This window comes from Actinotalea sp. C106 (assembly GCF_023630195.1).
Taxonomy (GTDB): domain Bacteria; phylum Actinomycetota; class Actinomycetes; order Actinomycetales; family Cellulomonadaceae; genus Actinotalea.
Genome location: NZ_JALPKN010000018.1, coordinates 1 through 22,835 on the forward strand (window position 1 = coordinate 1; position 22,835 = coordinate 22,835).

Here is a 22,835-nt window from a genome sequence, read left to right on the forward strand (position 1 = left end):
GCCCGGCCCGGCCCCGCCCAGCCCCGCCCGGCCCGGCCCCGCCCGGCCCAAGCACACCCCGTCCCCGGGTCCCTGGCCGCACCCTCGCAGATCTCGTGTCAGAACCCTAGGTACCCAGGGGTATCTGCGGTTCTGACACGAGCGGTGCGCGATCTCGTGTCAGAACCTGGGGGTGCTCTAGGTATTGCTCCTTCTGACACGAGATGGGGGATGGGCGTTGACCTCAGCGACCTGGGGTTGGTAGACAGTGAGCGCGGGAATGCGCTTCCCGCATCCGTGAAACGATTCACTCGGTCCATCAACGTCGATCACCGAGGAGAGGGACGGAGTGCCGCCCCGACCGGGCTGCATCCGACTCGCCCCGCGGGCGCCTGGCGCCGGGCCGACCCACCACCGGGAGCAGCTCCGATGACACCACCCGTCCCACGGCGCCGATCGCGCGTCGTCCCCACCGCCCTGGCCGCCGCCGGGGCCATGATCGCCACGATGGCCGTCATGCCGACCGCGGCGGCAGACCCGGGCGACGAGCCCGTGGACCTCCGCTTCGACTTCCAGCCCTCGGGCGCCCCCGTCGCCGAGGGGTTCACGGAGGTGACCCGCGCGGTCGCCTACGACGAGGAGACCGGGTACGGCTTCACCACCGACCTCGGGCAGCTCAACGACCGCGACCGCGGCTCGGCCGTGGACGACCTGCGCCGTGACTTCGTCCTGCCGCCCATCGGCGACGGCGCCGAGTTCGTCGTCGACGTGCCCGACGGCGAGTACACCGTCACCACCTGGTCGGGGGACCACATCGCGTCCTCCCGCACCACGTACACGATCGAGGGCGAGGCCTACGGCGACCAGGGCGCGGGCTCGGCGGTCATCAACGAGCGCGTCTTCGACCCGGTCGTGGTCGAGGACGGCCAGATGACCATCCTGGTCGGCGGCAGCTCGCCGCGGCTCAACGGCATCTCGATCCAGTCGGCGCTGCCGGCCCCCACGGGTCTCGCGGCGACCGAGGTCACCACGGACCCGCCCTCGGTCACCCTCAAGTGGGAGGCGAACGACCAGCTCGACAGCTACCGCGTGGACCGCGCCGTCCCGGGGGGCGAGCCGCAGACGGTCAGCGAGCAGGAGGGCACCAGCTTCACCGACACCGACGTCGTCCTGGCCGGTCGCTACGAGTACACCGTGACCGGGCTCGACGCCGAGGGCCGCGAGGGTCGTACCAGCGAGCCGCTCGAGGTCGCCGTCGTCGAGGACGGGGCCGAGGCCCCGGCCGCACCCACGGGTCTCACGGTGGGAGAGGTCGAGCGCGACCAGCTGAGCTTCACCTGGCAGCCGGTCGACGGCGCGATCGCCTACGACGTGCAGCGTGCCACCCGGGCCGACGGTCCGTTCACCACGGTCGAGCGCGTGACCGAGGCGGCCTTCACCGACACCGACGTGCTCACCACCATCGAGTACCACTACCGGGTCTCGGCGATCAGCGCGGGCGGCTCCTCGGAGTACTCCGAGGTCCTGACCACCCCCGCGGTGACCACCCTGGTCCGCGAGGCCGAGTACCTGGACCGCTCGCCCGTGGCCGTGGCCACCGACGGCGGCGTGTACGTGGGCTGGCGCCAGCTGGGTACCGACCCTGACGACGTGGCCTTCAACGTGTACCGCGACGGCGTGCGGATCAACGACGCACCCCTGACGGGCTCGACCAACCTGCTCGACGAGGACGGCGCGGCCGACTCGACCTACCGCGTGACCGTGGTGGGGGAGGGCACCGAGGCGGACGCGACGGAGGAGTTCGAGGTCTGGGCCGACGGTCACCTCGACATCCCGCTGAACAAGCCCGAGGGCGGCGTCACCCCCTCGGGCGAGGAGTACACCTACAGCGCGGGGGACGCGAGCATCGGTGACCTCGACGGCGACGGGCAGTACGAGGTCGTCCTGCTGTGGAACCCCTCCAACGCGCAGGACAACTCGCGGTCGGGCTACACGGGCAACGTCTACGTCGACGCCTACACCCTGGGCGGCGAGCAGCTGTGGCGCATCGACCTGGGGCGCAACATCCGCGCCGGGGCGCACTACACCCAGCTGATGGTCTACGACCTGGACGGCGACGGGAAGGCCGAGGTCACGATGAAGACCGCGGACGCGACCGTCGACGGCGCAGGGACCGTGATCGGGGACGCCGAGGCCGACTACCGCAACTCCGGCGGGTACGTGCTGAGCGGTCCCGAGTACCTGACCCTCTTCGAGGGGGAGACGGGGGTCGCTCTCGACACGATCGACTACGTCCCGCCGCGCGGCAACGTCGGCTCCTGGGGCGACGGCTACGGCAACCGCGTCGACCGGTTCCTCGCGGGGGTGGCCTACCTCGACGGCGAGAGCCCGAGCGTGATCTTCTCGCGCGGCTACTACACGCGGACCGTCATCGCGGCCTGGGACGTCGTCGACGACCAGCTGGTCGAGCGGTGGGTCTTCGACTCCGACGAGGCCGGCAACCAGTACGCCGGCCAGGGCAACCACCAGCTCTCGGTGGCCGACGCCGACGGCGACCAGAAGGACGAGATCATCTTCGGTGCCCTGACCATCGACGACGACGGGACGGTGCTGAACAACTCGGGGCTCGGCCACGGGGACGCGATGCACGTGAGCGACCTCATCCCGTCGCGTCCAGGCCTCGAGGTCTTCCAGGTGTACGAGTGCATGAGCTGCTCGGGCAACCGGGCCGGCGCCATGCGTGACCTCGCCACCGGCGAGATCATCTGGGAGATCCCCGGCAACCGTGACACCGGCCGCGGCGCCTCGGGGGACATCGACCCCCGCTACGACGGCGCGGAGTCCTGGGCGATCGGCGGGGACTACGCGTGGAACTCGACCGTCGGGCACATGATGGCCGCGGACGGCACCAAGATCGGCGAGCAGATCCCCGCCGCGAACTTCCTGACCTGGTGGGACGGTGACCTGCTCCGCGAGATCACCGACCACGACTTCGACGACGGCCCGCGTACCGGTGAGCCGACCATCGCCAAGTGGGACTGGGAGAACGAGGAGGCCGTGGAGATCCTGCGGCCCGAGGGCGTCCTGACGAACAACGACACCAAGGGCAACCCCGCCCTGCAGGCGGACCTCTTCGGCGACTGGCGCGAGGAGCTCGTCTACCGGACCGAGGACTCCACGGCCCTGCGGGTGCTGACCACCACCGACGTCACCGAGCACCGGATCCGCACCCTGATGCACGACTCGCAGTACCGCCTGGGTGTGGCGTGGCAGAACGTGGCCTACAACCAGCCCCCGCACCCGAGCTTCTTCCTCGGTGAGGGCATGGAGACCCCGGCTGCGCCGAGCATCCGCACGGTCGGCGAGCACGCCGGCCCGCAGGTGCCCGACGCCGCCCCGGGGCAGATGGCCCTGAGTGATGACAACGGCCACGACACGGGCCTGCGTGATGGTGAGTTCACCGTCACGGCGAACCTGTGGTGGGGGCAGAACGGGACGACGTTCCGGCTGTACGAGGACGGCGAGCTGATCCACTCGGAGCTGATCGAGGACGACACGCCCTCGGCCCAGCGGGTCGCCGTGCCGGTGACGGGCAAGGCGAACGGGACGTACGTGTACACCGCGGAGCTGGTCAACGCCGCGGGGACCACCGAGTCCCGCGAGCTCACGGTGCGGGTGACCGACGCCGACCCGGCGCGCGGGACGCTCTCGCACGACAACTGGGATCGGGACGGGGAGTACACCGTGACGATGAACATGTGGTGGGGCACCAACGCCACCGCGTACCGGTTGTACGAGGACGGTGAGCTGATCGACTCCCAGGAGCTGGTCGCGGCGACCCCGGGTGCCCAGCAGGCGCAGACCGAGGTCACCGGGCGCTCCCCGGGGGAGTACACCTACCTCGCTGAGCTCGAGAACGCGGCGGGGGTGACCGAGACCCGCGAGATCACCGTCCGCGTGAGCTAGCCCCGAGCTCGTGTCAGAACCTCAGGTACCCCCAGGGTCCTGGGGTTCTGACACGAGCCGGGCCCGGACCTCGTGTCAGAACCTGGGATACCTCTGGGTACCCCAGGTTCTGACACGAGAAAAAGAGGGGGCGCTCAGCGGGAGGGCCAAGTCCAGGCGGGGCCCTCGAAGGTGAGCTGGTCGGCGACGCCGGTCGACCCGCCCGAGCGCACCAGCTCGAGCACCTGGGCCTCGGGGCGCAGCGCGCGCACCAGGTCCCCCGCGTGGGTGATCACCACCACCTGGGACCGTTCGGCCGCGTCGAGGATCAGGGCGGCCAGGGCCGGCATCAGGCTCGGGTGCAGGCTCTGCTCGGGCTCGTTGAGCACCAGCAGGCCCGGCGGGCGTGGGGAGAGCAGGGCCGCGACGAGCATCAGGTAGCGCAGCGTGCCGTCGGAGAGCTCGTGGGCTCCCAAGGGCCGCCGCAGGCCCGGCTGGTGCAGCCCGAGGCGGCAGGTGCCGTCCTCGTCCTCGGTGATCTCGAGGCTCGCGCCGTCGAAGGCGTCGGCCACGGTCGCCTCGAGCAGAGCGGCGTTCCCGACGCGCTCGATGGTGGTCAGCGCGGCTGCGAGGTCCTCCCCACCCGTGGCGAGCACGGGCGTGAAGGTCGCGATGCCCGGACGTCGCGCGACCGCGGCGGGATCGGTGCGCATGTGGTCGTAGAAGCGCCACCCCTTGGCCTGCTCGCGGATCGCGTAGAGCTCTGGGGTCTCCGAGGGGTCGGCGAGGGCGGACATCAGCGACTCGTGCGTCCCGAGCTTCCACGCGGCCGTGCGCCACGCACCGTCGTCGCCGCGGGTACGCACCCGGGTGCCGTGCCGGTCGGCGAGGACGCTCGCGGGGCGCAGCACCGGCCCGGCCCAGATCGCCTCGACCTTGATCTCCGGGTCGAGGCCGAAGGGCGTCCCGGGCTGCGGCAGGCCGAGGTCGATCGCGTAGGAGAGGTCATCACTCGCGAAGCCGAGCCGCATCCCGACCCGCTTGCCCGTCCAGGGCCCGGCGTGCAGGGCCGAGCGCATCCCGCCCTCCTGGGCGAGGGTCGTCAGCGCCCCCTCCCGGGTGAGGTCGGCGAGCAGGCGCAGGGCCCGGTAGACGCTCGTCTTGCCCGTGCCGTTCGCGCCCGTGACGACGGTCAGCCGGTCGAGCCCCGTGACGAGGTACTCGAGCGAGCGGTAGCCCTCGATCGCGACGGTCCGGATCATGGCGTGACTCTAGAGGCACGGGAGCGCCACGGCGCCCACGCTGCAGCCCGCCCCGCACCACGGCATGCTGTCCCCGTGCCGGCCACCACGACCTCCACCGACCCCGCCACGCAGACGCCGCTCGCCCCGCGCTGGGCGCTGCTGCCGGCCGCGGGGGTCTCGGCCTCGGCCGTGCTGCTCTTCGGGGTGCACCTGCGGCCGCACGGCTACGTGGTCCTGGTGCTGAGCCTGGGCCTCGCCTACCTGGTGCACCGCCCCCTGGCGAAGGATCTGCTCCTCATCGCCCTGGGCATCAGCATCGTCAGCACCACGTCCATGGAGGCCGACCTCGAGTGGGGCCGGTTCTTCGCGATCGGCACGGCCCTGACCCTCGCGGTGCTGGTGCCCTTCCTCGTGGACCGGTTCGTGTACCGCCGTCGGGCGATCCGCTTCCCGTGGCGCACCGGGCAGAAGTGGCCGACCGTCGAGAAGTGGTACCTGCTCGCGGTCCCGCTGCTGGGCTGGGCGATCCTGCCGACCTACTTCATCACCTCGGGGGCCTACCAGAACTGGCCGGAGATCACTGACAGCAGCGTGCTGATGCGGTTCTTCGTCGGGGTGAACGCGGTGGGCACCTGGGACGAGCTCTTCTTCATCTGCCTGTGCTTCGCGCTGCTGCTGCGTCACTTCCCGGCCTGGCAGGCGAACCTCCTGCAGGCGGCGATCTTCGTGTCCTTCCTGTGGGAGCTCGGCTACCGCGAGTGGGGGCCGGCTCTCACGATCCCGTTCGCGCTGCTCCAGGGCCTGATCTTCACGCGCACCCGGTCCCTGACCCTGGTGCTCATCGTGCACCTGCTCTTCGACGCGATCGTGTTCATGGCGATCGTGCACGCCCACCGCCCGGAGATGTTCTCGATCTTCATCTACTGAGGAGGTGGCGTCCCGCCGGGTGCTGGCGGCAGGGGCCCCTCCGGCGTGGTCTCGACCGGTGCCTGAGGCGGGTGCCACCGCAGCAGCACCAGCCCGACGACGGCGGTCGCGGCCAGCGCGAGCATTCCGGTCACGGCCAGGCCCCAGCGCACCCCGAGGGTCTCGGCCAGCCAGCCCTGGAGCAGACCGCCGAACGCGTGGCCCCCGAGCAGCATCGGCGAGTAGATCGCCATGACCCGGCCCCGCACCGAGGGCTCGGCCGCGAGCTGGACGTAGGTGGCCGCGCTGGTGAGGAAGAACAGGGTCGCGGCGCCGACGACGACGAGCATCACCAGGAAGCTCAGGTGCGTGGGCATGCCGGCCGCGGCGAGCTCGGCCACCCCGAAGACCCCCGCTCCGATCACCACCGTCCGCACCCGCAACCGGCCGAGCCGGGCCGCGACCACCGCCCCGATGAGGGCGCCGAGGGCGCTGATCGAGTTGTAGAGCCCGAACCCGCGCGCCCCCGTCTGCCAGACCTCGTCGGCGAAGGTCGAGAGCACCACGGGGCCGTTGAGGCCGAGGGCGCCCATGAACCCGGCGAGCACCACGACCCACATGAGGTGCGGTCGGGTGGTGACGAAGCGGAAGCCCTCGCGGAGCTGTCCTCGAGCCCGGGGGCTGACCGGCACGCGGTGCAGCTCGCGGGGGCGGATCGCGGCGATGAGGGCGACGACCGCCAGGCAGATCAGGCCGTTGACGCCGAAGGCCCAGCCCTGGCCGACCTCGGCGATCACGATCCCTGCCATGGCCGGGCCGATCAGGCCGCCGCCCTGGTTGAGGGCGTTGGTCATGCTGATCGCGGGGCGCAGCCGACCGTCCCCGACCACCTCGTTGACCAGCACCTGGCGGGCGGGCATGTCGATCGCGGTGATCAGCCCGAGGACCACGGCGAGGGCGTAGAGGTGCCAGACGGCGATCGCCCCGCTCAGGGTGAGCGCGGCCAGCACGACCGCAACCAGGGCGGACGCCGCCTGGGCGCCCATGACCAGACGCCGCTTGTCGTGCCGGTCGGCGATCACCCCACCCAGGGGCCCGACGACGAGCAGGGGCAGGAACTGCAGGGCCACCACGACCCCGACCGCGGCCGGGCTGCCGGTGAGCTCGAGCACCAACCAGTCTTTGGCCATGCGCAGCATCCACACGCCGCTGCTGCCGAGCACCTGGGCCGAGAGGTAGAACCGGAAGGCCCGGCTCGCCAGCAACGGTGGCTGGCTCGCCGGTGGGTCCTGCGGCTCCTCGGGGTGGTGGGGCCCGCCGGGGGCACCGGGGCCCGAGGTCAGGGCAGGCGGACGTGCTGCGGGCCGAGCTCGTCGACCGAGCTCACCCCGAGCAGCGCCATCGTGCGGGTGACCTCGCGGGTGAGGATATCCGCGGCGCGGTCCACGCCCCGTTCGCCACCGGCCATGAGGCCGTACAGGTAGGCCCGGCCGACCATGGTGGCGTCGGCGCCGAGGGCGAGGGCCGCGACGACGTCCGCCCCGGTGAGGATGCCGGTGTCCATCCAGACCTCGGCCCGGCCGTCCACCGCCTCGGCGACGTCGGGCAGCAGGCGCAGGGGCACGGGGGCGCGGTCGAGCTGGCGGCCGCCGTGGTTGGAGAGCACGACGGCATCGGCCCCGGCCTCGACCACGCGGCGCGCGTCCTCGACGGTCTGGATCCCCTTGATGATGAGGGGGCCGTCCCAGCTGGCCCGCAGCCACTCGAGGTCGGCGAGGGTCATGCTCGGGTCGAAGAGCTGGTCGAGCAGCTCGGCGACGGTGCCGTCCCAGGCCGAGAGCGAGGCGAAGGTCAGGGGCTTGGTGGTCAGCAGGTTCATCCACCACGCGGGGTGCATCCCGGCGTCGAGCACGGTCTTGACGGTCAGGGCCGGGGGGATGGAGAAGCCGTTGCGCACGTCGCGCAGCCTGGCCCCAGCGACGGGGACGTCCACCGTGAGCTGCAGCGCCTCGTAGCCGGCCGCCTTGGCGCGGGCCATGAGGTCCTCGCCCGCGGCACGGTCCTTCCAGACGTAGAGCTGGAACCATTTGCGCGCCTCGGGGGAGGCTGCGGCGACGTCCTCGATCGAGGTGGTGCCCATGGTCGACAGCGCGTAGGGGATGCCCCGGCGGCCGGCCACCCGCACGACGGCGCGCTCGCCCTCGTGGTGCATCAGCCGGGTGAAGCCGGTCGGCGCGAAGGAGAACGGGACCGCCGCGGGGCGGCCGAGCATGGTCGTGGTCGTGTCGACCGCGGAGACGTCCTGGAGGATCGAGGGCCGCAGCTCGAGGTTGCGGAAGAGCGTGCGGGCACGGCGCAGGCTGATCTCGGCGTCGGCCGCGCCGTCGGTGTAGTCGAAGACCGAGCGCGGGGTGCGGCGCTTGGCGGCGCGGCGCAGGTCGAGGATCGACAGCGCGCGGTCCAGGCGCCGGGTGGTCGGGTCGAGCTCGATCGGCTTGGCCCGCAGGAGGGGCCTGAGCTCGGACCACTTCGGGAACTGGCGCTCGGTCACAGTGGCTCCGTCGGCACGGGGAAGTCGGGCGGTGAGGCTCGACCAGATTATAACGTTTCAACTTCCGCGTCGAGTCCGGGCGGGCTGATTCTCCCGGAGGGCTTGACGGCGACGCCTCGGATCGTCGAAGGTGCTCTTGTAACGATTCAAACACGGGTGTTGACGCTGCGAGTTGGGCGTACCTACTGTCTGAAAGCGCTTACCCACCGAGCAAGGAGGCTCACCACGATGAAGCGATTCACCCTGAAGTCCATGGGGGTCGCGGCCGCCGCGGCCCTGGTCCTGACCGCGTGCTCCGGCGACGCGGACGACACCGACAGCGGCGAGGCGTACGACCCCGAAGCCCCCGTGACCCTCACCTTCACCTGGTGGGGCAACGACGACCGCGCCGAGCGGTACAACGAGGCCATCGCGCTCTTCGAGGAGGAGCACGAGAACATCACCATCCAGGGCACCTTCGTCGACTGGGACGGCTACTGGACGGGACGGTCCACCGAGGCCGCCGGGCGCTCGCTGCCCGACGTCATGCAGTTCGACCTGTCCTACATGCGTGAGTACTCCGAGAACCAGCACCTCCTCGACCTCTCGCCGTACCTCGGTGAGCAGATCGACACCAGCGGGTTCGACGACGCGCTGATCGAGTCGGGCGCCATCGAGGGCGTCCAGGTCGGCCTGCCGACGAGCACCAACACCCTCGCCCTCTTCTACAACCCGAACCTGCTCGAGCAGACCGGCGTCGAGCCCCCCAGTGACGACTACACCTGGGAGGACTTCAACGACCTCATCGCCGAGGCCACCGAGGCCGGCGAGCAGACCGGTGACGGCGAGCCGATCTACGGCGGCGGGGACTACACGGGCACCTTCTGGTTCTTCCTCCAGTGGCTCGTGCAGGAGGGCAAGACTCCCTTCAACGACGACGGCTCCTTCGGCTTCACCGAGGAGGACATGGCAGCCTTCCTCGAGCTCGCGGCCCCGCTGCGTGACGAGGACCTGGTCTACCCCGTGGACCGCGGCATCCAGCTGCTGCCCCTCGGTGGGTTCACCGTCAACGAGTCGGCCACGGAGATCAGCTGGGACAACTTCCTCGCCGGCTACGTCGCGGACTCGGGCACCGAGGACATCCAGATGATGCCCATCCCGACCGGCTCGTCCGGCGAGAAGGCGATGTTCTTCAAGCCGTCGATGCTCCTGGCTGCCGGCGCGAACACCGAGCACCCCGAGGCCGCGGCGACGTTCATCGACTTCCTGCTCAACGAGCCTGAGGTCGGCCGCATCTTCGGCACCTCCAAGGGGGTCCCGGCGGTCCAGGCCCAGCGTGACGCCATGGAGCTCGAGGAGGGCAGCGTCGACGCCACGGTCGTCGAGTACGAGGAGGCCGTGGCCGAGCACGTGACCGAGCCGGTCCCGGTCCCGGTCAAGGGCTTCGGGTCGATCGAGGCCGAGTACAAGCGCCTCGCCGAGGAGCTCGCGTACGAGTCGATCACGGTGGACGAGTTCGTCGAGCTGTGGTTCACCGAGGCCGAGATGGCCACGCAGTGACCCACCTCGTCTGACCTGTCCGTCTGACCCGACCAACGAACGGACTCTTCCGTGGCACTCACCGATCGGGTGACCCGCACCGGAGGTCTGACCGCCACCCCGTCGTCGTCCGCGCTCAAGCGGCGGCGACGGGGGGCGGAGACCCGGGCTGGTTACGCCTTCCTCGCCCCCTGGCTGCTGGGGTTCCTCGCCCTGACGGCGGGACCCATGCTCGCCTCGCTGTACCTGGCCTTCACCGACTACAACCTGTTCTCCGCCCCGGAGTGGATCGGGCTGGACAACTTCCGCACCCTGCTCGAGGACCCGCGGTTCGCGCAGTCGGCCAAGGTCACGGTGATCTACGCGCTGGTCGGTACGCCGGTCAAGCTGGTCGCGGCCCTCGCGGTCGCGATGTTGCTCAACAACGCCCGTCGTGGGCAGGGCTTCTACCGGTCGGTGTTCTACGCCCCGTCGCTCATCGGTGCGAGCGTGTCGATCGCCATCGTGTGGAAGGCGATGTTCATCGACCGCGGCATCATCGACCAGATCGGTCAGAACTTCGGGTTCGAGGCCGGCGGCTGGGTGGGCAACCCGAGCATGACCATGCCGATGTTCGTGCTGCTCGCCACTTGGCAGTTCGGCGCCCCGATGGTGATCTTCCTGGCCGGGCTCAAGCAGATCCCGGCCGAGCTCTACGAGGCGTCGTCGGTGGACGGCGCCGGCCCGGTGCGGAAGTTCTTCAGCATCACGCTGCCGATGCTCTCCCCGGTGCTCTTCTTCAACCTGCTGCTCGAGACGATCAACTCGTTCCAGGTGTTCGCCTCGGCCTTCATCATCTCGGGCGGGACCGGCGGGCCGGCCGGCTCGACGCTGTTCTACACGCTGTACCTGTACATGCGTGGCTTCGTCGACTTCCGCATGGGCTACGCCTCGGCGATGGCGTGGGTGCTGGTGGTCGTCGTCGGTCTGCTGACCCTGATCTTCTTCCGCACCTCGAGGTACTGGGTGCACTACAGCGGGGAGGCAAAGTGAGCACCGACCAGGTCGTCACCGGCACCGCGGCCGCGGTGTCCCACGAGAGCAGCGCCCAGCTGCGCCGACGCAACCGGTCCCGGTCGCGTCTCGGCTCGGTGGGCTTCCACGTTGGGTCCCTAGCCCTCACGGCCGTGGTGCTCTACCCGGCGCTGTGGATGCTCATGTCCTCGCTCAAGCCGTCCTCGGAGATCGTCGGGAACGTGAGCCTGGTGCCCACGGGCGCCAGCCTGGACAACTTCGTCACCGCGCTCAACGGCATCGGCGGAGTCTCGTTCTGGACGTTCTTCTGGAACTCGGTGATCCTCGCCGTCGGGTCGGTGGTGGGCATCGCGCTGTCATCCTCGGTGAGCGCCTACGCCTTCGCCCGGATCAACTTCCCGGGGCGGAACCTGTGGTTCAGCCTGATGATCGGCACGCTGCTGCTGCCGTTCCACGTCGTGATCATCCCGCAGTACATCGTGTTCAACAATCTTGGTCTGGTGAACACGTTCGTCCCGCTGCTCATCGGCAAGTTCCTCGCCGCAGAGGCTTTCTTCGTGTTCCTCATGGTGCAGTTCATGCGGAACCTGCCGCGTGAGCTGGACGAGGCCGCGCGGATCGACGGGGCGGGGCACATCCGGATCTTCACCGCGATCATGCTCCCGCTCATGAAGCCGGCCCTGGTGACGGCGTCGATCTTCGCCTTCATCTGGTCGTGGAACGACTTCTTCGGTCCGCTGCTCTACCTCAAGGACCCGTCGCTCTTCTCGCTGCCGGTCGCCCTGCGGATCTTCGTCGACCAGACCTCGACCTCGGACTACGGCGCGCAGATGGCCATGGCCGTCCTCGCCCTCATCCCGGTGCTGCTGTTCTTCCTCGTCTTCCAGCGGTACCTGGTGGCGGGCGTCGCGACGCAGGGCCTCAAGGGCTGAGAGGGTGGGCGTCGTGACCCACGACGACGTGACCAGCGGGGCCGGTCCCAGAAGATCGGCCCCGCTGGGGCGTCGCGACAAGCTCGGCCTGCTGGGCGAGACCCTCGTGGTCGGGGCGGCGGTCGCGGTCGTGAGCATCCCGCTGGTCACCGCGGTGCCCGCCGTCGCGGCCTCGGTGCGTCACCTGCGCCGGCACCTGCTCGGCGAGCCCGACACCCTCGGGGCGCTGGGCCGGGAGATCGTCCTCGCGATCCGTGACCTGTGGTGGGTCGGGATTCTGCTTCCCGTGGCCCTGCTCGTGCTGGGCTTCAACCTGTGGGCCGCGGCCTGGGTGCCCGGGGGCGACGTCGTCCGTGTGGTGATCGGAGCGATCGCCGCAGCCCTGGTGGTCGTGGTGCTGCGGGCCGCCGCCCGATGGGTGCCCGGCGCACAGCCAGCCCGTCTGCTGGCCGACGCGGCTCGCCGTAGCCGCTCCGACCCCGCGGGCTCCGCCCTGCTGGTGGTGGCCCTCGGGGTGTGCGGGATGCTCGTGTGGATGCTCGTCCCGCTGCTCCTCGTGGTCGGCGGGCTCGTGGTGCTCGCCGCGGTCGCGGTCGAGAACCGGTGGGACCTGCGCGACGTGAACCTCGACGAGCCCGGTCCTGCGGAACGATGAGCCCTGCACGCATCGCCGTCGTCGGAGCCGGGTGGTGGTCGGCGAACCATCACCTGCCCTCCCTGGCGCAGTACGACGGCGCCGCGCTCGTCGCCGTGTGCGACCCCGTGCGTGAGCGCGCCGAGGAGGTCGCGACCGACCATGACGTCCCCGAGGTCGTGACCGACGTCGAGGACCTGCTCGGCCTGCGGCTCGACGGCGTCGTCGTGGCCACCCCGCACGACACGCACCACGCGATCGCCGGTCGTCTGCTCGACGCGGGCATCGCCGTGCTCGTCGAGAAGCCCCTCACCACCACGACCGCCGATGCCGTGGACCTCGTGCGAAGGGCCGAGCGCGCGGGCGTGCCCCTCGCCGTCGGGTACACCGACCAGTACACGGCGACCTCGGCCCTGGTGCGCAATGCCGTCCAGGGTGAGATCGGCGAGCTGGTCCAGGTCATGGCCGAGTTCAGCTCCTCGACGGCGGGGCTCTTCGCCCAGGCCGAGGATGCGGAGCAGGCCGCAGGCGAGGGCGCCGAGCCGGCCGAGGACGCCGAGCCCGAGGACCAGCACCCGGGCACCTACTCGGCCGACCACGGCGGCGGTCAGGCCCACACCCAGCTGACGCACGTGATGGGCATGGTCTGCTGGGTCACCGGCCGAGAGGTCGCCGAGGTGGCCGCCATGGTGGACCAGCGCGGCCTCGAGGCCGACGTCGACGACGCCGCCGTGATCCGGTTCCTCCACGGCGGGGCAGGGGTGGTCACCTCGACGGGCATGGCGGGCGAGGCCAACGGCGAGCGCCACCACGTCCGCTACCTCGGCACCCGCGGCACGGTCGACCAGGACATGCTCGGCGACCGGGCCTGGCTGCGTCGAGGTGACGGCAGCACCGTGGAGCTCACCGGTGGGCAGGAGGACGTGCCGCGCACCTGGCTCCCTGCGCGCCGGTTCGCCGACCTGACGGTCGGTCGCGCGACCAACCCGGCTCCCGGCCGGTCCGCCGCGGCAGCCGTCGCGTGCATCGAAGCGCTGCTGACCTCGGCCGAGACCCGGCAGTTCGTCACGGTGAGCCGCCTGCCCTGACGGGCAGGCCCCACCAGCTCTGCCCCGACCAGGTCGGCGCAGAGCGTCGCCGGCGGACCCCTCCGCTCAGTTGAGGATCGCCCGGGTCACGGCGACCTGCTCGGTGAGCACGCCGCTGATCACGGTCTGGGTCTCGTTGATCTTGTCGACGGTGCCGCGGATCTGGTCGATCGAGATGATGACGTCGTCCACCTGGGACTGGATGGCCTGGATCTTGGCGGTGACCTCGGTGGTGGCCTGCGCCGTCTCGTTCGCGAGCTCCTTGACCTCGTTGGCCACGACGGCGAACCCGCGGCCCGCCTCGCCCGCGCGGGCAGCCTCGATGGTCGCGTTGAGGGCCAGGAGGTTGGTCTGCGCGGCGATCGACTGGATCACCTCGACGACCTTGCCGATCTGCACGCTGGACTCACCGAGGCCGGCCACCTCGCGGTTGGCGTTCTCGGCCAGGCGCTGTCCCTCGGTCGCGACCGTCGTGGCCGAGAGGACGTTGCGCTCGACCTCCTCGATCGAGATGACCAGCTCCCTCCCGGCGGTCTCGAGGCGGTCGGCCGACGCGAAGCGCCCGAGGGCCTGCCCCACCAGGAAGGCCGTGTTGCGCAGCGCCTGCTCGCGCCCGTCGGTGAGGGCGATCGTGCGGGTGACGAAGAAGTCCATGGTCCCGACCACCTGGCCGCCCACCACGATGGGCAGGCACACGCCGGACTTGACCCCCGCGCGTCCGGCGGCAGGGGCGCGGACGCAGTCCGTCACGTCGGCGAGGTCAGGCACGAAGAGCAGGTCGCGCGAGCGCCAGGCCCGGCCGGCCAGGCCCACGCCCTCCGCGAAGGAGGCCGCACGGGTCACGCGGCGGAACTCGTCCCCCGCGTCGCCCGACTCCTGGACGAAGTGCAGCGCGCGGTCCTCGTCCGAGATCGCCCAGTAGGAGCCGTAGGCCCAGGCGAACCCGGTGCGGATGGTGTCGAGGGCGGTGCCCAGGGCCTGCTCCCGGCTGCTCGCGGTGCTGAGGCCGCGCAGCACGGCCGCGACGGCGGCGGTGTCCTGGGCGGCCTCGGCCTGGCGCTCGCCGGTGGAGAGACGCTCGATGGCCTGCGAGACGAGCACGCCGATGCTGCGCAGGGCGTCGAGGCGTGCGGGCGAGGGGTTCAGTGTCTCGGTGGTGAAGAAGTCCATGGTGCCGACGACGGCGCCGTCCTCGTAGAGGGGGAAGCACACGCCCGAGCGCACGCCGGCCCGCTGGGCCGCGGGGGCGCGGGGGCGCGGACGCAGTCGGTCAGGGTGCCCAGGTCGGCGACGAAGACCAGCTCACGACGGCGCCAGGCGCGGCCCGACAGGCCGACGCCCTCGGCAAAGGATGCCTCCTGGGTCACGCGGCGGAACTCCTCGCCGGCGTCGCCCGACTCCTGGTCGAAGCGCAGGTGCTTCCCGTCGGCTGAGATCCGCCAGTACGAGCCGTACACCCACCCGAAGCAGCGACGGACCGTGCTCAGGGCCGTCGAGACGGCCTCCTCGGCGGTGGTGGTCGAGGCCAGGGCGATGACGACGGCGTTGATGGCCTCGAGGTTGGCGTTGACCTCGGCGAGGGCAGCGGTCTGGACGGCCTCGGCGGTGGAACGGCGGGAGAACATGGGGGACTCCTGGGGGGAGGGCGGAACGGGCGTCATGCAGGGGGGGACGACGAGCCACGTGGACTGTGGATCGGCTCTGGTTGACGGGGAGTGAGGGGTTTGTCCGGAGTTCACCCACGTGGCCGTGGTGCCGGCCCGCCAGATCTGGACGCCGGGAGCGCTCCGTGCCGGGGAGAGCGGCTCGCGGGCATGGTCGGGGTTCACCCGACGACCGTCGGATCCTCCAGGCGACGGAGGGATTCGCCCATGTCCGTCTCTGGGGGCAGCGCCTAGCGTCGTGGAGGACCGAGGCCGGTCGCAGCCCGCAGACCGGCCCTGCTGACCACGACTCAAGGGAGCAATGATGCTTCGCAGGTCCCCTCACCCCCGACGCTCGAGGTCCCTGGCCGCCGGCGCAGCCGCCGGTGCCCTGCTCCTCGCACTGACCGCCTGCTCGTCCGATGATCCAGCCGAGGCGCCCGCGACGGGCGACGGAGGCGCCCCGGGGGAGCCCGTCGAGCTGACGTTCCAGTCCTGGGTGCCGAACATCGACCAGGCGGTCGACGCCTTCAACGCCGCGCACGACGACATCCAGGTCGAGCTCGAGACCATCACGGCCGGGCCCGACGGCGGCTACGCCACGATGATCTCGGCCGTCGAGGCGGGCAACGCGGCCGACGTCGCCCAGGTCGGGTACAGCTCGATCGCCGACTTCCTCCTCGCCGACGCCCTCGAGGACATCACCGAGCACACCGCCGCCCACGCCGACACCTTCACCGACTGGCAGTGGCAGACCGGGGTGTTCGACGAGCGGGTCTACGCCGTGCCGCAGGCCGCTGGGCCCCTGGGCATGTTCTACCGCGAGGACATCTTCACCGAGCTCGGCCTCGAGGCCCCCGAGACCTGGGACCAGTTCTACGAGGCGGCCAAGGTCGTCCGCGCCTCCGACCCCGACCGCTACATCGCGGCCTTCGCCTTCAACCAGTCGCCATGGATGACCGGCCTGGCCCAGCAGTCAGGTGCCCAGTGGTTCACGGTCGAGGGTGACGCCTGGAACGTCGACCTGACCGACGAGAGCACCACCCGGGTCGCCGAGCTGTGGCAGCGGATGATCGACGAGGACCTCGTCAAGATCGAGGCCGACATGTCGAGCGAGTGGAACGCCGACATCCAGAACGGCGACGTGCTGAGCTGGATCTCGGGCTCCTGGGCCGACGCGATCGTGCGGGGCACGGCCCCCGAGACGGCCGGGTCCTGGGGGGTCGCCCACGTGCCGCAGTGGGACGAGGACGACGAGCTCGTCTCGGCCACCTGGGACGGCGGCTCCTCGAGCGTCGTGCTGCGCGGCACCGAGCACCCGGCCGAGGCCGCCGAGTTCGCCCTCTGGCTCAACAGCGACCCCGAGAGCGTGAGCATCCTCACCAGCGTCGGTGCGGGCTGGCCCGCGATCTCCGACACCTCGCAGATCGAGTCCCTGCAGGACGACCCCGAGGTCTTCGACTTCTACGGCGGGCAGAACATCTGGGAGGTCTTCGCCGAGGCCGACGCTGCGGTCGACACCTCCTGGACGTGGCCCCCGCTGGTCTCGACCCTCTACGCGAGCCTCACCGACAACGTGAGCACCGCGATCGAGGACGGAACCGACCTCACCGAGGCCTACGCGACGACCGAGGCGGACATGCGCGCCGCCCTCGAGCAGCGCGGCATCAACGTCGCGGACTGAGGATGACCGCTGCGCCCGTCGCCCGCCGCCGTGGTCGCGCCCAGCGCCACGGCGGCGCGGCCGTCACCCTCATCGGCCCCTTCGTCCTGTTCTTCGCCGTCTTCTTCATCGCGCCGATCGGCTACGCGCTGGTCGACAGCCTGTTCACCCGGCGCAGCAGCGGACTGGGCCTCGGCCGGCCCGAGCGCGTCTTCGTCGCGCTCGACAACTACGTGCAGGCCTTCAGCACCCCGGTGTTCGTCGAGAGCCTCGGCCGGCTGCTGCTCTTCTCGGTGATCCTCGTCCCGATGATGGTGCTCACCGCGCTGGGGCTGGCACTGCTCCTCGAGTCCGGCCGGGCCAGGTTCCCGAAGGTCTTCCGGGTGGTGTTCTTCATGCCCTACGGCGTCCCCGGGGTCATCGCGGCCCTGCTGTGGGGCTTCCTCTACATCCCCGCGACCAGCCCCGTGCTCCAGGGCCTGCGGAGCATCGGCATCGACCTGGCCCCGCTGGGCTCGGACACCGTGCTCTTCGCGATCGCGAACATCGCGCTGTGGGGGTTCGCGGGCTACAACATGCTGATCCTCATCGCTGCCCTGCAGGCCGTGCCCTCCGAGCTCTACGAGGCCGCCTCGATCGACGGCGCGGGCCAGTGGCAGACCATCTGGCGGATCAAGCTCCCGCTGCTGCGTCCCACGATCATCCTGGTCACGGTCTTCACGATCATCGGGACCCTGCAGCTCTTCGTCGAGCCGCTGATCCTGCGACCACTGACCACGGCCATCAACTCCGACTTCACCCCGAACCTCGCGGCGTACAACCAGGCCTTCTCCTACGGCAACGCGAGCCTCGCCGCCGCGATGGCCGTCATCGTCGCGGCGATGGCCTTCCTCGCCTCCTTCGGGTTCCTCAGCCTGGTCAACCGGAAGGGGAACAGAGCATGGTGACCACCACGCAGGCCCCGCACCAGTCCCGACGCCCGGCCAGCACCCCGCGCTCGACGTGGCTCGGCTCGACCGCCGTCATGGCCGTGCTCGTCCTCTCAGCCGTGTACTTCCTGCTGCCGATGGTCTGGGTGCTGATCTCGGCGACCAAGAGTCCCGGTGACCTGTTCTCGACCTTCGGGCTGTGGTTCTCCGACAGCCCGCAGCTCGGGGCGAACCTCAGCCGATTGCTGGGCCAGGACGGCGGTGCCTTCCTGCGATGGCTCGGGAACAGCCTCGTGTACTCGGGGATCGGGGCCCTGGTAGCCATGGTCATGAGCGGGGCGTGCGGCTACGCGCTCGCGATCTACCGCTTCCGCGGCAAGGAGCTGCTCTTCGCGGCCATCCTCGGCGGCGTCCTCATGCCCGCGACCGTGATCGCGTTGCCGCTGTACTTCCTCCTCAACACGGTCGGCCTGACCGGTACCTACTGGAGCGTGCTGCTGCCCAGCATGGTGAGCCCCTTCGGCGTGTACCTGGGGCGCATCTACGCCACGAGCGCCGTGCCCGACGAGGTCGTCGAGGCCGCGCGGCTCGACGGCGCGGGGGAGGTGCGCATCTTCCTCACCATCGCGAGCCGCATGATGACCCCGGCCCTGGTGACGATCTTCCTGTTCCAGTTCGTCGCGATCTGGAACAACTACCTGCTGCCGCTGGTGATGCTCAACGACACCCGGACCTTCCCGGTGACGCTGGGCCTGACCCTGTGGAACTCCCAGATCCAACGGGACCCGAACTTCTACACGCTGGTCGTGACGGGTTCGGCCGTCTCGGCCTTGTTCCTGGTCGCCGTGATGATCTCGCTCCAGCGCTTCTGGCGTGCTGGACTGACCGCCGGCGCGACGAAGGGGTGAGCATGACCGACAGCACGCGGTTCCTCGGCTCGGGGCACGAGCCCGGACCGGCCACCACCGGCCTGACCGGACCGGTCCCCGAGCACCTGCCCGGCCGGCTCACGGTCTGCCTGTGGGACTTCTCCTGGTACACCCGCGCCGCCCCCGGCGAGCCCTACCGCGACCTCGAGGAGGCCTTCGCCGAGACCGTGCACCGCGGCTACAACGCGGTGCGCATCTGCGCGGCCCCCGTGCTGCTCTTCGGCGACCTCGGTCTCGACGGGCTCGCGGTGGACCTTCCCGTGGAGGGTCTGGGCAGCTCGCCCGCGCACGGCAGATACGGCCAACGCACGCGCTGGTACGACGCCGCGGGGGGGTACCGCCTCGACCTGCGGGCCCGCTTCCTCGAGCTGGTGACCACCGCCCGCCGGCACGGCGTGGTCGTCATCCTCGCGAGCTGGGAGTACCAGCAGTCCCCGGCCTTCGCGGCCGACCCCGGCTGGTTCGAGGCGCTGCACGCGGTGCCCTTCGAGGAGCGCTACGGGGTGCTCGCGCGGGCCACGAGCCGCATGCTCGCGGTGCTCGCCGAGCACGGTCTGGCCGACCAGGTGGCCTTCACCGAGATCCACAACGAGGTCGACTTCTCCCTGCTGCCGGCCCTCGCCGGGGCCGGGGAGCGCGGTCGAGCAGGTCGCGGCCGAGCACCCGGGGCAGCTGGTCACGGCGAGCTACGGCAAGCCCCCGCACCTGGACATGGCCGCGGCCAGCCCGAGCCTGCAGGTGGCCCAGTTCCACGTGTACGCCTACGGGGTGCTCGACGCCCTGCAGCAGCAGATCGACATCCGGGGGGCGGGGGACGAGGGCTTCCCGAACGCGACGCTGCGCGGACTGCTGCGGCAGGACGCCCCGAGCCTGGCCGAGTACGGACGGCCTGCGGCCTGGAAGCTCGAGGCGACCGTGGTGACCGACCAGATGGTCTACGGCTACGACTGGATCGACCCGCGTCGGTGGGACGGCTGGCTCTACGACCACTGCGGAGAGCACCGCCTCGCCATGCAGCGCGAGATCACCTCGCGGGTGGTCGCGGTGACCGCGTGGGCCCGACGGCGCGGGGTGCCGACCGTGATCGGCGAGGGCTGGGTGGGCTACACCCCGCGCGACGGGCAGTTCGAGGAAGGCCCCGTGGGCACCGACCTCGCCGAGCTCGGGGTCGCCACGGCCCTCGAGCACGGGGTGTGGGGCATGGTGCTCTCCTCCAACGCGGCCCCGCACCACCCGATGTGGGGCGACGTCGCCTGGCAGCAGCGGGTCAACGCGCAGATCCTGCGCGCCTGAGCGCGTCGGACGGCCTGCTGAGCTGGCCCGCTGAACCGGCCCGCTGACCCGCCCACGGCCAGGGCCCCGTACCGGTCAGCCCTTGTGGTGCGCGCGGTACTGCGAAGGGCTCTCGCCGTGGGTGCGGCGGAAGAGCCGCGAGAAGTAGAAGGGGTCGGTGTAGCCCACCTCGCGGGCCACGACCCCGACGGCCTGGTCCGTGGTGTCGAGCAGGTGCCGGGCGCGGGCCATCCGCAGGGCCGTGTGGTGGGCGATCACCCCGCCGCCGGTCGCGCGGTGGACCAGGGCGCTCAGGTGCGAGGGAGAGACCCCGACCAGGGCCGCGAGGTCGGCGACGGTGATGGGGCTGTCGAGCCGGTCGGCCAGGTAGCTCATCGCCCGCTCGAGCGGGTCGCCGCGCACGCCGGTCAGCTGGTCGGTGGCGAGCAGGGTCAGCAGGTTCCACGCCACCCCGGCGGTGCCGAGCAGGCGTGCGGGGGACTGGTCGCGCTCGAGGTTGCTGACGATCTCGGCGAGGAGGGCGACCACGCGGTCCACGGCACGCAGTTGGATGACCGGGCGCTCCGAGGTCGCCCCGGTGCCCGCCACCAGCTCGCGCAGGTCGGTACCGCGCAGGTGACACCACCAGATCGTCCAGGGCTCGATCTCCGAGGCGCCGTAGGCGTGCGGCTCGCCGGCCGGGACCAGCAGGGCGCTCCCCGCGCCGATCCGGTGCCGCGACCCGCTCAGGTGAGCCCAGCCGGCCCCGGCCACGCACACGATGACGATGGTCTCCTCGGTCCCGCGAGGGCGCTCGCGGGCGTGGTCGGCGGCCCGTGGGAACCAGCCGGCGTCGCTCACCACGAGCCGCCGGGTGATCGGCCGGGCGAGGGCCGCCGTCACGAGCGGACGGGGCACCACGCACAGGCGTTGGTTCTCGAATCCGTCCCGCAGGGCCATGGTCCGGACCGTAGCAGCAGCGGATCGTCCAGGGCGGGTGGAGGACCGACCATTCCGCCCCGCCGGGCCCGCGCCTAGGTTCGACCTCGTGGACGACAGCGTTGACCTCCTCCCCGACACCCCTGCCGAGCTGCGCGAGCGCCTGGCCGCCGGGGCCGCGGTGGCCTGGCGGCAGCCGGTCGTCATGCCGACCTACGCCCCGGCCGAGCCCGAGCGCTACCCGATGTTCCTCGAGCGCCGGGTCTACCAGGGGGCCAGCGGTCGGGTGTACCCGCTGCCCTTCGTCGACGGGGTGGCCGACCGCGCCGAGCCCCGCGCCTGGGAGGCCATCCACCTCGAGAACCGCTGGTTGCGACTCATGGTCATGCCCGAGCTCGGTGGGCGGGTGCACGTCGCCTGGGACAAGACCGCGGGGTACGACCTCTTCTACCGCAACCGCGTGATCAAGCCTGCGCTCGTCGGGCTCGCGGGGCCGTGGATCTCCGGGGGCCTGGAGCTCAACTGGCCCCAGCACCACCGGCCGACCACCTTTCTCCCGGTGGCCACGCAGGTCGAGGAGCACGAGGACGGCGCCGTGACCGTCTGGTGCTCGGACCACGACCCCTTCGCCCGGATGAAGGGCATGCACGGCATCCGTCTGCACCCCGACCTCGCGACGCTCGAGCTCGTGGTGCGGCTGCACAACCGCACCGAGGACGTGCAGACCGTCATGTGGTGGGCCAACGTCGCGGCGCGGGCCCACGACGGGTACCAGTCGTTCTTCCCTACCGACGTACGGCACGTGGCCGACCACGCGCGCCGGGCCATCACGGCCTTCCCGCGCGCAGACCGGCCGTACTACGGCATCGACTACCCGGCGCGGGTCACGGCCGAGGACCCCGAGGCGGACCGTCTCGACCTCTTCCGGAACATCCCGGTGCCGACCTCCTACATGGTGCTCGAGACCCAGGACGACTTCTTCGGCGGGTACGACCACCACGCCCAGGCGGGGTTCGTGCACTGGGCCGATCGTCGGATCGCCCCGGGGAAGAAGCAGTGGACCTGGGGTAACGCGGCCTTCGGGCAGGCCTGGGACCGTCAGCTGACCGACGAGGACGGCCCCTACGTCGAGCTCATGGCCGGGGTCTTCACCGACAACCAGCCGGACTTCTCGTTCCTGCGACCCGGCGAGACCCGGACCTTCTCGCAGTACTGGTTCCCGATCCACCGGATCGGGCCCGCGCACCAGGCCACCCGGGAGGCGGCGGTCTCGCTCACGGTCGCCCACGGGGTGGCCCAGGTCGGGGTCGCGAGCGCCCGGGGGCTGCCGGGGGCGACGGTGCGGCTCGAGCGGGCTGGGCTTGAGAGGGCTGGGCTTGAGAGGGCTGGGCTCGAGGGGGCTGGGCACGAGTCGGCGGAGCCCGCGGACGCAGGGCCGCAGGTGCTGGCGACGTGGACCGTCGACCTGGCCCCGGGGTCGCCGCTGGTCGAGACCTGCCCGGTCCCTGCCGCAGTCACCGCGCGGGACGTGGCCCTCGTCGTCGAGCACGCCGGGCGCGAGCTGCTGCGCTGGGGCGAGCGCCCGGACCCCGGAGACCACCCCGAGCCGGCGGGCGCCACCCGGCCCCCCCGGCCCGCCGCCGTCCCGA

The 22,835-nt window shown here is 71.2% G+C and carries 18 protein-coding genes and 1 pseudogene; 13 read left to right on the forward strand and 6 right to left on the reverse strand.

Translation table 11 applies throughout. The features are described from left to right. Nucleotides 1–408 precede the first annotated feature (408 nt). Entirely contained in the window at nt 409–3,945 is a 3,537-nt protein-coding gene (locus tag L0B03_RS19165; RefSeq protein ID WP_284501297.1) for a fibronectin type III domain-containing protein, read from the forward strand. Between the two features lie 134 nt (nt 3,946–4,079). Here L0B03_RS19165 and L0B03_RS02455 read toward each other — a convergent pair whose 3' ends face one another. Further along, the gene (locus L0B03_RS02455; RefSeq protein WP_250443663.1) at nt 4,080–5,186 is read right to left on the reverse strand and encodes an AAA family ATPase; all 1,107 of its coding nucleotides are present in this window, start codon (nt 5,184–5,186) and stop codon (nt 4,080–4,082) included. A gap of 75 nt (nt 5,187–5,261) precedes the next feature. Here L0B03_RS02455 and L0B03_RS02460 point away from each other — a divergent pair, with 75 nt between their 5' ends. Continuing rightward, entirely contained in the window at nt 5,262–6,095 is an 834-nt protein-coding gene (locus L0B03_RS02460) for a CPBP family intramembrane metalloprotease (protein ID WP_250443665.1), read from the forward strand. On the opposite strand, the gene L0B03_RS02465 is transcribed toward L0B03_RS02460, so the two are convergent. After that, nucleotides 6,089–7,339, reverse strand: coding sequence for an MFS transporter (locus L0B03_RS02465; protein ID WP_250443667.1), 1,251 nt, complete (start codon nt 7,337–7,339; stop codon nt 6,089–6,091). The genes L0B03_RS02460 and L0B03_RS02465 overlap by 7 nt on opposite strands. A gap of 74 nt (nt 7,340–7,413) precedes the next feature. Next, nucleotides 7,414–8,625: an alpha-hydroxy acid oxidase gene (locus L0B03_RS02470; protein ID WP_250443669.1), complete on the reverse strand. Its 1,212-nt coding sequence runs from the start codon at nt 8,623–8,625 to the stop codon at nt 7,414–7,416. 228 nt (nt 8,626–8,853) lie between these two features. Between L0B03_RS02470 and L0B03_RS02475 the strand changes: the two genes are divergently transcribed. The 5 genes from L0B03_RS02475 (at nt 8,854) to L0B03_RS02495 (ending at nt 13,811) form a co-directional block, all read left to right on the forward strand. Then, nucleotides 8,854–10,164, forward strand: coding sequence for an ABC transporter substrate-binding protein (locus tag L0B03_RS02475; RefSeq protein WP_250443671.1), 1,311 nt, complete (start codon nt 8,854–8,856; stop codon nt 10,162–10,164). A gap of 87 nt (nt 10,165–10,251) precedes the next feature. Then, nucleotides 10,252–11,175, forward strand: a complete 924-nt coding sequence (locus tag L0B03_RS02480) for a carbohydrate ABC transporter permease (RefSeq protein ID WP_250443696.1) — start codon at nt 10,252–10,254, stop codon at nt 11,173–11,175. Nucleotides 11,176–11,234: 59 nt separating this feature from the next. Continuing rightward, on the forward strand, nt 11,235–12,089 hold the full coding sequence (locus tag L0B03_RS02485; protein ID WP_250443699.1) for a carbohydrate ABC transporter permease: 855 nt from the start codon (nt 11,235–11,237) through the stop codon (nt 12,087–12,089). 13 nt (nt 12,090–12,102) lie between these two features. After that, complete coding sequence (locus L0B03_RS02490; protein WP_250443672.1) at nt 12,103–12,744, forward strand: hypothetical protein; 642 nt, start codon at nt 12,103–12,105, stop codon at nt 12,742–12,744. Further along, entirely contained in the window at nt 12,741–13,811 is a 1,071-nt protein-coding gene (locus L0B03_RS02495) for a Gfo/Idh/MocA family protein (protein WP_250443675.1), read from the forward strand. The genes L0B03_RS02490 and L0B03_RS02495 overlap by 4 nt, the downstream gene beginning before the upstream one ends. Before the next feature lie 66 nt (nt 13,812–13,877). Here L0B03_RS02495 and L0B03_RS19170 read toward each other — a convergent pair whose 3' ends face one another. Then, complete coding sequence (locus L0B03_RS19170; protein WP_308199984.1) at nt 13,878–15,035, reverse strand: methyl-accepting chemotaxis protein; 1,158 nt, start codon at nt 15,033–15,035, stop codon at nt 13,878–13,880. Beyond that, complete coding sequence (locus L0B03_RS02510; RefSeq protein WP_250443677.1) at nt 14,954–15,436, reverse strand: GAF domain-containing protein; 483 nt, start codon at nt 15,434–15,436, stop codon at nt 14,954–14,956. The genes L0B03_RS19170 and L0B03_RS02510 overlap by 82 nt, the downstream gene beginning before the upstream one ends. Before the next feature lie 343 nt (nt 15,437–15,779). Between L0B03_RS02510 and L0B03_RS02515 the strand changes: the two genes are divergently transcribed. The 5 genes and pseudogenes from L0B03_RS02515 to L0B03_RS02535 all read left to right on the forward strand — a co-directional run bounded on the left by L0B03_RS02515 (nt 15,780) and on the right by L0B03_RS02535 (nt 20,268). Then, nucleotides 15,780–17,138, forward strand: a complete 1,359-nt coding sequence (locus L0B03_RS02515) for an ABC transporter substrate-binding protein (protein WP_250443680.1) — start codon at nt 15,780–15,782, stop codon at nt 17,136–17,138. Between the two features lie 2 nt (nt 17,139–17,140). Then, nucleotides 17,141–18,064, forward strand: a complete 924-nt coding sequence (locus L0B03_RS02520) for a carbohydrate ABC transporter permease (RefSeq protein WP_250443682.1) — start codon at nt 17,141–17,143, stop codon at nt 18,062–18,064. After that, nucleotides 18,058–18,954 (forward strand): carbohydrate ABC transporter permease, encoded by an 897-nt coding sequence (locus L0B03_RS02525; RefSeq protein ID WP_250443685.1) that lies wholly within the window; start codon nt 18,058–18,060, stop codon nt 18,952–18,954. The genes L0B03_RS02520 and L0B03_RS02525 overlap by 7 nt, the downstream gene beginning before the upstream one ends. A 2-nt stretch (nt 18,955–18,956) precedes the next feature. Next, nucleotides 18,957–19,334 (forward strand): annotated as a pseudogene (locus L0B03_RS02530) (cellulase-like family protein); the annotation flags it as partial. A 352-nt stretch (nt 19,335–19,686) separates the two neighbouring features. Further along, on the forward strand, nt 19,687–20,268 hold the full coding sequence (locus L0B03_RS02535) for a cellulase-like family protein (protein ID WP_250443688.1): 582 nt from the start codon (nt 19,687–19,689) through the stop codon (nt 20,266–20,268). A 75-nt stretch (nt 20,269–20,343) separates the two neighbouring features. On the opposite strand, the gene L0B03_RS02540 is transcribed toward L0B03_RS02535, so the two are convergent. Beyond that, on the reverse strand, nt 20,344–21,207 hold the full coding sequence (locus L0B03_RS02540) for a helix-turn-helix domain-containing protein (protein WP_250443691.1): 864 nt from the start codon (nt 21,205–21,207) through the stop codon (nt 20,344–20,346). Between the two features lie 88 nt (nt 21,208–21,295). Here L0B03_RS02540 and L0B03_RS02545 point away from each other — a divergent pair. Further along, a partial coding sequence (locus L0B03_RS02545) for a DUF5107 domain-containing protein (protein ID WP_250443693.1) occupies nt 21,296–22,835 on the forward strand: 1,540 nt, incomplete at its 3' end.

What these genes read in the sequence shown, in the direction of transcription:
- L0B03_RS02475 (WP_250443671.1), top strand. Translation starts at nt 8,854, where the DNA reads ATGAAGCGATTCACCCTGAAGTCCATGGGGGTCGCGGCCGCCGCGGCC.
- L0B03_RS19165 (WP_284501297.1), top strand. Translation starts at nt 409, where the DNA reads ATGACACCACCCGTCCCACGGCGCCGATCGCGCGTCGTCCCCACCGCC.
- L0B03_RS02525 (WP_250443685.1), top strand. Translation starts at nt 18,058, where the DNA reads ATGGTGACCACCACGCAGGCCCCGCACCAGTCCCGACGCCCGGCCAGC.
- L0B03_RS02515 (WP_250443680.1), top strand. Translation starts at nt 15,780, where the DNA reads ATGCTTCGCAGGTCCCCTCACCCCCGACGCTCGAGGTCCCTGGCCGCC.
- L0B03_RS02535 (WP_250443688.1), top strand. Translation starts at nt 19,687, where the DNA reads ATGGCCGCGGCCAGCCCGAGCCTGCAGGTGGCCCAGTTCCACGTGTAC.
- L0B03_RS02540 (WP_250443691.1), bottom strand. Translation starts at nt 21,207, where the DNA reads ATGGCCCTGCGGGACGGATTCGAGAACCAACGCCTGTGCGTGGTGCCC.
- L0B03_RS02510 (WP_250443677.1), bottom strand. Translation starts at nt 15,436, where the DNA reads ATGTTCTCCCGCCGTTCCACCGCCGAGGCCGTCCAGACCGCTGCCCTC.
- L0B03_RS02455 (WP_250443663.1), bottom strand. Translation starts at nt 5,186, where the DNA reads ATGATCCGGACCGTCGCGATCGAGGGCTACCGCTCGCTCGAGTACCTC.
- L0B03_RS02495 (WP_250443675.1), top strand. Translation starts at nt 12,741, where the DNA reads ATGAGCCCTGCACGCATCGCCGTCGTCGGAGCCGGGTGGTGGTCGGCG.
- L0B03_RS02520 (WP_250443682.1), top strand. Translation starts at nt 17,141, where the DNA reads ATGACCGCTGCGCCCGTCGCCCGCCGCCGTGGTCGCGCCCAGCGCCAC.